At 44.2% G+C, this 6,913-nt stretch carries 6 protein-coding genes; 3 read left to right on the top strand and 3 right to left on the bottom strand.

Annotation, left to right across the window (positions count from 1 at the left end; genetic code table 11):
* Position 1: 1 nt before the first annotated feature.
* Complete coding sequence (nrnB, locus tag RAC86_RS32820; RefSeq protein WP_017696504.1) at positions 2 to 1,201, top strand: oligoribonuclease NrnB; 1,200 nt, start codon at positions 2 to 4, stop codon at positions 1,199 to 1,201.
* 48 nt (positions 1,202 to 1,249) lie between these two features.
* On the opposite strand, the gene uptA is transcribed toward nrnB, so the two are convergent.
* The 3 genes from uptA to RAC86_RS32805 form a co-directional block, all read right to left on the bottom strand.
* Positions 1,250 to 1,846 carry an undecaprenyl phosphate transporter UptA gene (gene uptA, locus RAC86_RS32815; RefSeq protein WP_003231529.1) on the bottom strand — a complete coding sequence of 199 codons (597 nt, stop codon included), beginning with the start codon at positions 1,844 to 1,846 and terminating at the stop codon, positions 1,250 to 1,252.
* Positions 1,847 to 1,918: 72 nt separating this feature from the next.
* Positions 1,919 to 2,812, bottom strand: a complete 894-nt coding sequence (gene galU, locus RAC86_RS32810) for a UTP--glucose-1-phosphate uridylyltransferase GalU (RefSeq protein ID WP_377886509.1) — start codon at positions 2,810 to 2,812, stop codon at positions 1,919 to 1,921.
* Positions 2,813 to 2,818: 6 nt separating this feature from the next.
* Complete coding sequence (locus tag RAC86_RS32805) at positions 2,819 to 3,265, bottom strand: GtrA family protein (RefSeq protein WP_230488775.1); 447 nt, start codon at positions 3,263 to 3,265, stop codon at positions 2,819 to 2,821.
* 594 nt (positions 3,266 to 3,859) lie between these two features.
* Here RAC86_RS32805 and xynD point away from each other — a divergent pair.
* Together xynD and xynC are read left to right on the top strand one after the other, a co-directional pair.
* On the top strand, positions 3,860 to 5,401 hold the full coding sequence (gene xynD, locus RAC86_RS32800) for an alpha-L-arabinofuranosidase (RefSeq protein ID WP_377886508.1): 1,542 nt from the start codon (positions 3,860 to 3,862) through the stop codon (positions 5,399 to 5,401).
* Positions 5,402 to 5,531: 130 nt separating this feature from the next.
* Entirely contained in the window at positions 5,532 to 6,800 is a 1,269-nt protein-coding gene (gene xynC / locus RAC86_RS32795) for a glucuronoarabinoxylan endo-1,4-beta-xylanase XynC (protein WP_377886507.1), read from the top strand.
* The last annotated feature ends 113 nt before the right edge of the window (positions 6,801 to 6,913 follow it).

Here is a 6,913-nt window from a genome sequence, read left to right as displayed (position 1 = left end):
TATGTATCATTTATATTCACATAACGACTTGGACGGAGTAGGGTGCGGAATCGTAGCAAAATTGGCGTTCGGAAAAGACGTAGAGGTCCGGTATAACTCTGTCAACGGCTTAAACGCACAGGTGCAGTACTTTTTAGAAAAAGCGAAGGAGAGCAACAGACAGGACGCGTTATTCATCACCGATCTCGCCGTCAATGAAGAAAACGAAGAGAGATTGAATGAGTATGTTCATGCAGGGGGCAAAGTGAAGCTCATTGACCATCATAAAACAGCCCTTCATTTGAATGAGCATGAATGGGGATTTGTCCAGGTGGAATACGATGATGGAAGGCTCACATCCGCGACATCGCTTTTATATGGCTATCTCGTTGAAAATGGCTTCATGAAACCGACAAACGCCTTAGATCAATTCACAGAGCTCGTCCGCCAATACGATACATGGGAGTGGGAGCGGTACGATCAAAAACAGGCAAAGCGGCTTAATGATCTTTTCTTTTTGCTGTCAATCGATGAATTTGAAGCAAAAATGATCCAGCGCCTTTCCGCGCATGACGAATTTTTCTTCGATGATTTTGAAGAAAAACTGCTTGATTTAGAAGACGAAAAAATCGAGCGCTACCTGCGCAGAAAGAAAAGGGAAATGGTACAAACCTTTGTTCACGAACACTGTGTAGGCATCGTTCACGCTGAATCGTACCATTCAGAGCTGGGGAACAGGCTAGGGAAAGATAACCCGCACCTCGATTACATTGCGATTTTGAGCATGGGGTCAAAACGAGTCAGTCTCCGCACCATTCATGATTACATCGATGTGTCAGAAATCGCCGGCCGATATGGCGGCGGAGGGCATGCAAAAGCGTCCGGCTGTTCAATAACCGATGAAGTATACGAGTTGTTTGTAGCTGAAGCTTTCCGTATTGATCCTGTACGGCCGGATGCCTTCCGTAACATCTATAATCTAAAGGGATCTGCGAATGGATCATTATATGAAAATCGCGCACAAATGAGATTTTTTCTTTTCCCTTTAGACAACGAATGGAATATTCAAATAAACGGAGAAACCCAAGACGAAACATTCGCAGCGTTTGAAGAAGCAGAATGGTTTATTAAGAGAAATTATGCCGCATCGCTTGTGCGGGATGAAGTGTTTGTTGCATTTTTAGCGGAGAATCTGAAGCTGGCAAATCAACATCGCAAGTAAAAAAATATGCATAGGGGAGCGTCAGTCACCCCTATGCATATCCGCTAGCTATCGTTTAAATATGGCTGTACGTTTCTTAATCACAAAATAAAGGGCTATCACGACAACAGCCAATATCATAATCGGTGTTGTATAAGTGCCTGCTATATTCTCAACATCATCCCACTGGCTTCCTAGCTGTATGCCTAAATAAACAAACAGAATAGACCATGGAATGATAGCAAGCACAGTCAGTACCACAAATTTGAGAAAAGGCATTCTGGCAATACCTGCCGGAATGGATATGGCATGTCTGACAACCGGGATAAAACGAGCCGAGAAGACAACTCCGGCGCCGTATTTCTGAAACCAGTTTTCCGACATGTCGATATGATGCTTTTTAATCAATAAATACTTCCCGTATTTGTCCAGAAATGGCCTGCCGCCATAGCGGCCGATCCAGTAAATAAAGATCTGGGCAATGGTGCCCCCGATAACACCCGCAATAATTGCGCCAATAAATCCAATCGTGCCCTCCGATACCATATAGCCGCCATAAGCTAATACAATCTCACTCGGAATGATTTCAATCATTAACCCAATCGCAATACCCGCATATCCCATGTTCGTCAGCCATGTTAAAATTTCGCTTATCAAACTGCCCACATTCTTCACAACCTGTCCTAATCTTTTTCACTATTATATGACTGATTGACGAGCAAGATGGTTACAATTTTTTTACCGCAGCATTTCTTTCGTTTCCCGTTTGATCACATCTTCTAAATAGGCCAAAAGCTGAGATCTCATTTCGGGACGCATTAAGCCGATTTCGGTGCTCGCTTTAAAACAGCCTAGCTTATCGCCAATGTCATATCGATTTCCTTCCAGCAGCCGGGCATGGATCGGCTCCTTACGGCAAACCTCACGAAGCGCATCTGTCAGCTGAATTTCGTTGCCCGCGCCTCTGTCAATTGTCTTCAAAACGGAGAAGATCGAAGAATTCAGCACATAACGTCCCATTACTGCGATTTCCGAAGGTGCTTCTTCAGGAGAAGGCTTTTCCACTAAATCGTTCACTTCGTATACATGCCCTTGAGACCCTGATGTATTTATAATACCATATTTGCTGACATCCTCAGGGAGAACTGACTGTACACCGACAACCTCTGTGCCATAAACGTCATATATATCCATTAATTGCCGAAGAGCCGGTGTTTCAGACACCATAATATCATCACCTAAGAGAACGGCAAAAGGCTCATCTCCGATAAAATGCTCCGCACACAGCACCGCATGGCCTAATCCGAGCGGTTCTTTCTGGCGGATGTAATGAATGTTGGCCAAATCGGCAATCTGCTGCATTTCCTTAAGTGTCTCCGTCTTGCCTTTTTCCCGGAGATTGAATTCCAATTCCGCCGACCGATCAAAATGATCTTCAATCGAGCGTTTGTTTCTCCCTGTAATAATCAGTATATCTTCAATTCCTGACTCTGCGGCCTCTTCTACAATATATTGGATTGCTGGTTTGTCGACGATTGGGAGCATTTCTTTAGGCTGCGCCTTTGTCGCCGGCAGAAATCTCGTTCCTAAACCCGCTGCGGGTATAACCGCTTTTCTCACTTTTTTTCTCATTCATCTTCACTCCTGATCCTGTATGTTTTTCAGCGAATCTCCAAATACCCAGATTCGGTTTCCGATAAAATTCATCATCATTCCGCCGATAGTGGCGGCGAGCTTACTCACCAAAAGCGAGCAGCCGCAATTTTGAAACAAATAAAGCAACAAAAAGGTGATCCCCGACGCGGCAATATTAATCATGAGAAAACGCACGATCTCTTTCCCGTCAGCCTTACCTTTCACACAAAACGTCCAATTCCGGTTCCACACATAGCTGTTGACGATACCTGCAGTATAGGAGCAGATCTGCGCCGGCAGATAAGAGACATGACAATTGGTAAGAAGAAAGAAGACACCAAAATCTATCAGCGTATTGCCGACGCCTACGGTGCAAAAACGGCCTAATGTCTTTATTTTTTCTTTCAGCGTAACGGACCTCCCTTCATAAAAGATGCGAGTGGCAGTCATATTTGTTGATATGGATTACTATAGCGGACAGTGTTGAATAAACAATTAATAAAATATGAACAAAACATGAAAAAGCGGGTATACCGCTCAATAGTCTTATACTCTTGAAAAAAACAGCCGCATTGAACGGCTGTTTTTTGTGTCTGAAAACATACAAATATAAACGGAGTGTTAGCCCCATCTTATCAATGAATAAATGTATCCAGTTCCTTTGTAGAATCGAACACTAACTCCTCCAAAAGTTTCTATACACAATTTTTTTAATGATGTAGGATGTTAGATAAAGGGATATCTTGGATAATGATGTAATCTCCGTTCAATGTGATTAGTGGGAGGCCATGAACAATCCTGTCTTTTTATTTTCTGGACAATGGTCGCTAGGAATGGGGAAGTTTTTTTGAACAATTTTGAAGGAGTGGTGCGATCTCCTCGAAGAAAGGAGAGAATGGAGACACATGAAGATGAGCTTTCAGAACAACTGGGAACATTGCTAAACAGCTTCCGGCTAATTTATGCGTGCGATCTTCATGACCTGTTGTCATCAAATTCCAAAAGAAAATCCCCCATTTTAAGGAAAAAGGAGGATGTGAAGTGATGAGGAAAAAGTGTAGCGTATGTTTATGGCTTCTTGTTTTACTTTTGAGCTGCTTAGCTGGGAAGTCTGCGTATGCTGCCACAGGTACTACAATTGCAAAACATATAGGGAATTCAAACCCGCTTATCGACCATCATTTGGGAGCGGATCCGGTTGCGCTGACCTATAACGGAAGAGTCTACATCTATATGTCAAGTGATGACTATGAATATAATAGCAACGGAACAATTAAAGATAATTCATTTGCCAATTTGAATAGAGTATTCGTCATATCTTCAGCGGATATGGTGAACTGGACAGACCACGGAGCCATTCCGGTAGCAGGTGCCAATGGAGCTAATGGAGGCCGTGGAATTGCAAAATGGGCAGGTGCGTCATGGGCACCGTCAATCGCAGTAAAAAAAATCAATGGCAAGGATAAATTCTTCCTTTATTTCGCAAACAGCGGCGGAGGTATCGGGGTTCTCACCGCAGACAGCCCGATTGGTCCATGGACCGATCCAATCGGAAAACCGCTCGTAACGCCTAGTACGCCAGGAATGTCTGGTGTTGTATGGCTTTTTGATCCGGCAGTATTTGTAGATGACGACGGAACCGGTTACCTGTATGCCGGCGGAGGCGTTCCTGGCGGTTCAAATCCAACGCAGGGACAATGGGCCAATCCTAAAACGGCAAGGGTCATAAAATTAGGGCCTAATATGACGAGTGGTGAGGGAAGTGCATCTACAATTGATGCGCCTTTCATGTTTGAAGATTCCGGATTGCACAAGTATAACGGAACATACTACTATTCCTATTGCATCAATTTCGGCGGCATGCACCCGGCCGATAAACCCCCAGGTGAGATCGGCTACATGACCAGTTCAAATCCCATGGGTCCCTTTACATATAGAGGGCACTTCCTGAAAAATCCGGGTGCATTTTTCGGAGGCGGCGGAAACAACCATCATGCTGTTTTCAATTTTAAAAACGAGTGGTATGTGGTGTACCACGCGCAAACTGTCAGTTCCGCTCTGTTCGGGGCCGGCAAAGGATACCGTTCTCCCCATATTAATAAGCTGGTGCATAACCCAGATGGATCCATCCAAGAGGTAGCAGCAAATTATGCAGGTGTAACACAGCTTTCCAATTTGAATCCTTATAACCGGGTAGAAGCTGAAACGTTTGCTTGGAATGGACGCATTTTGACAGAGAAGTCCACAGCACCCGGCGGGCCAGTAAATAATCAGCATGTAACAAGCATTCAAAATGGAGACTGGATTGCTGTAGGAAATGCAGACTTCGGAGCGGGCGGTGCCAGGTCATTTAAAGCAAATGTAGCATCCACTTCAGGCGGGAAAATAGAAGTGCGCCTCGACAGTGCTGATGGTAAGCTTGTTGGAACTCTGAATGTACCTTCCACAGGTGGAGCGCAAACGTGGAGAGAAATAGAAACTGCAGTAAGCGGGGCAACCGGTGTGCACAAAGTATTCTTTGTATTTACCGGAACAGGTACAGGAAACTTGTTTAATTTTGATTACTGGCAGTTTACGCAAAGATAGGACTCGTAATGGGACCGCTTAAAAACGAGGCGGGTGAAGTACGGGCCATCACCGGAACAGCCCGCCATTATGGATATGCCATGCAGATTTTTTAATACCGTAAAAGACACATGACGAAGGAGAGGAATAAATGATTCCACGCATAAAAAAAACAATTTGTGTACTATTAGTATGTTTCACTATGCTGTCAGTCATGTTAGGGCCAGGCGCTACTGAAGTTTTGGCAGCCAGTGATGTAACAGTTAATGTATCTGCAGAGAAACAAGTGATTCGCGGTTTTGGAGGGATGAATCATCCCGCTTGGGCTGGGGATCTTACAGCAGCTCAAAGAGAAACTGCCTTTGGCAATGGACAGAACCAGTTAGGATTTTCAATCTTAAGAATTCATGTAGATGAAAATCGAAATAATTGGTATAAAGAGGTAGAGACTGCCAAGAGTGCGGTCAAACATGGGGCAATCGTTTTTGCATCTCCCTGGAATCCTCCAAGTGATATGGTTGAGACCTTCAATCGGAATGGTGACACATCAGCTAAGCGGCTGAAATACAACAAGTACACAGCATACGCGCAGCATCTTAACGATTTTGTTACCTTCATGAAGAATAATGGTGTGAATCTTTACGCGATTTCGGTACAAAACGAGCCTGATTACGCTCACGAGTGGACGTGGTGGACGCCGCAAGAAATACTTCGCTTTATGAGAGAAAACGCCGGATCGATTAATGCCCGCGTCATTGCGCCTGAGTCATTTCAATACTTGAAGAATTTGTCGGACCCGATTTTGAACGATCCGCAGGCTCTTGCCAATATGGATATTCTCGGAACCCACCTGTACGGCACCCAGGTCAGCCAATTCCCTTATCCTCTTTTCAAACAAAAAGGAGCGGGGAAGGACCTTTGGATGACGGAAGTATACTATCCGAACAGTGATAACAACTCGGCGGATCGATGGCCCGAGGCATTGGATGTTTCACAACATATTCACAATGCGATGGTAGAGGGGGACTTTCAAGCTTATGTATGGTGGTACATCCGAAGATCATATGGACCTATGAAAGAAGATGGTACGATCAGCAAACGCGGCTACAATATGGCTCATTTCTCAAAGTTTGTGCGTCCCGGCTATGTAAGAATTGATGCAACGAAAAACCCTAATGCGAACGTTTACGTGTCAGCCTATAAAGGTGACAACAAGGTCGTTATTGTTGCTATCAATAAAAGCAACACAGGAGTCAACCAAAACTTTGTTTTGCAGAATGGATCTGCTTCAAACGTATCTAGATGGATCACGAGCAGCAGCAGCAATCTACAACCTGGAACGAATCTCACTGTAACAGGCAATCATTTTTGGGCCCATCTTCCAGCTCAAAGCGTAACAACATTTGTTGTAAATCGTTAAGAGCACAAAGACACACATAAATAATAGAGTGTCTGAATTGGCGATTTTCCGATTGGGAAATCGCTTTTTTATTTTGTTGCTGAATTACAGGAAGGAAGAAGAAAGGATGTACA

This window comes from Bacillus sp. LR_5 (assembly GCF_042709275.1).
The sequence above is the reverse complement of the archived record's forward strand: the minus strand, read 5'-3'. Positions and strand labels throughout refer to the sequence as shown.

Coding starts and splice junctions, on each gene's coding strand:
- nrnB (WP_017696504.1), top strand. CDS start 2: ATGTATCATTTATATTCACATAACGACTTGGACGGAGTAGGGTGCGGA.
- galU (WP_377886509.1), bottom strand. CDS start 2,812: ATGAGAAAAAAAGTGAGAAAAGCGGTTATACCCGCAGCGGGTTTAGGA.
- RAC86_RS32805 (WP_230488775.1), bottom strand. CDS start 3,265: ATGACTGCCACTCGCATCTTTTATGAAGGGAGGTCCGTTACGCTGAAA.
- xynD (WP_377886508.1), top strand. CDS start 3,860: ATGAGGAAAAAGTGTAGCGTATGTTTATGGCTTCTTGTTTTACTTTTG.
- xynC (WP_377886507.1), top strand. CDS start 5,532: ATGATTCCACGCATAAAAAAAACAATTTGTGTACTATTAGTATGTTTC.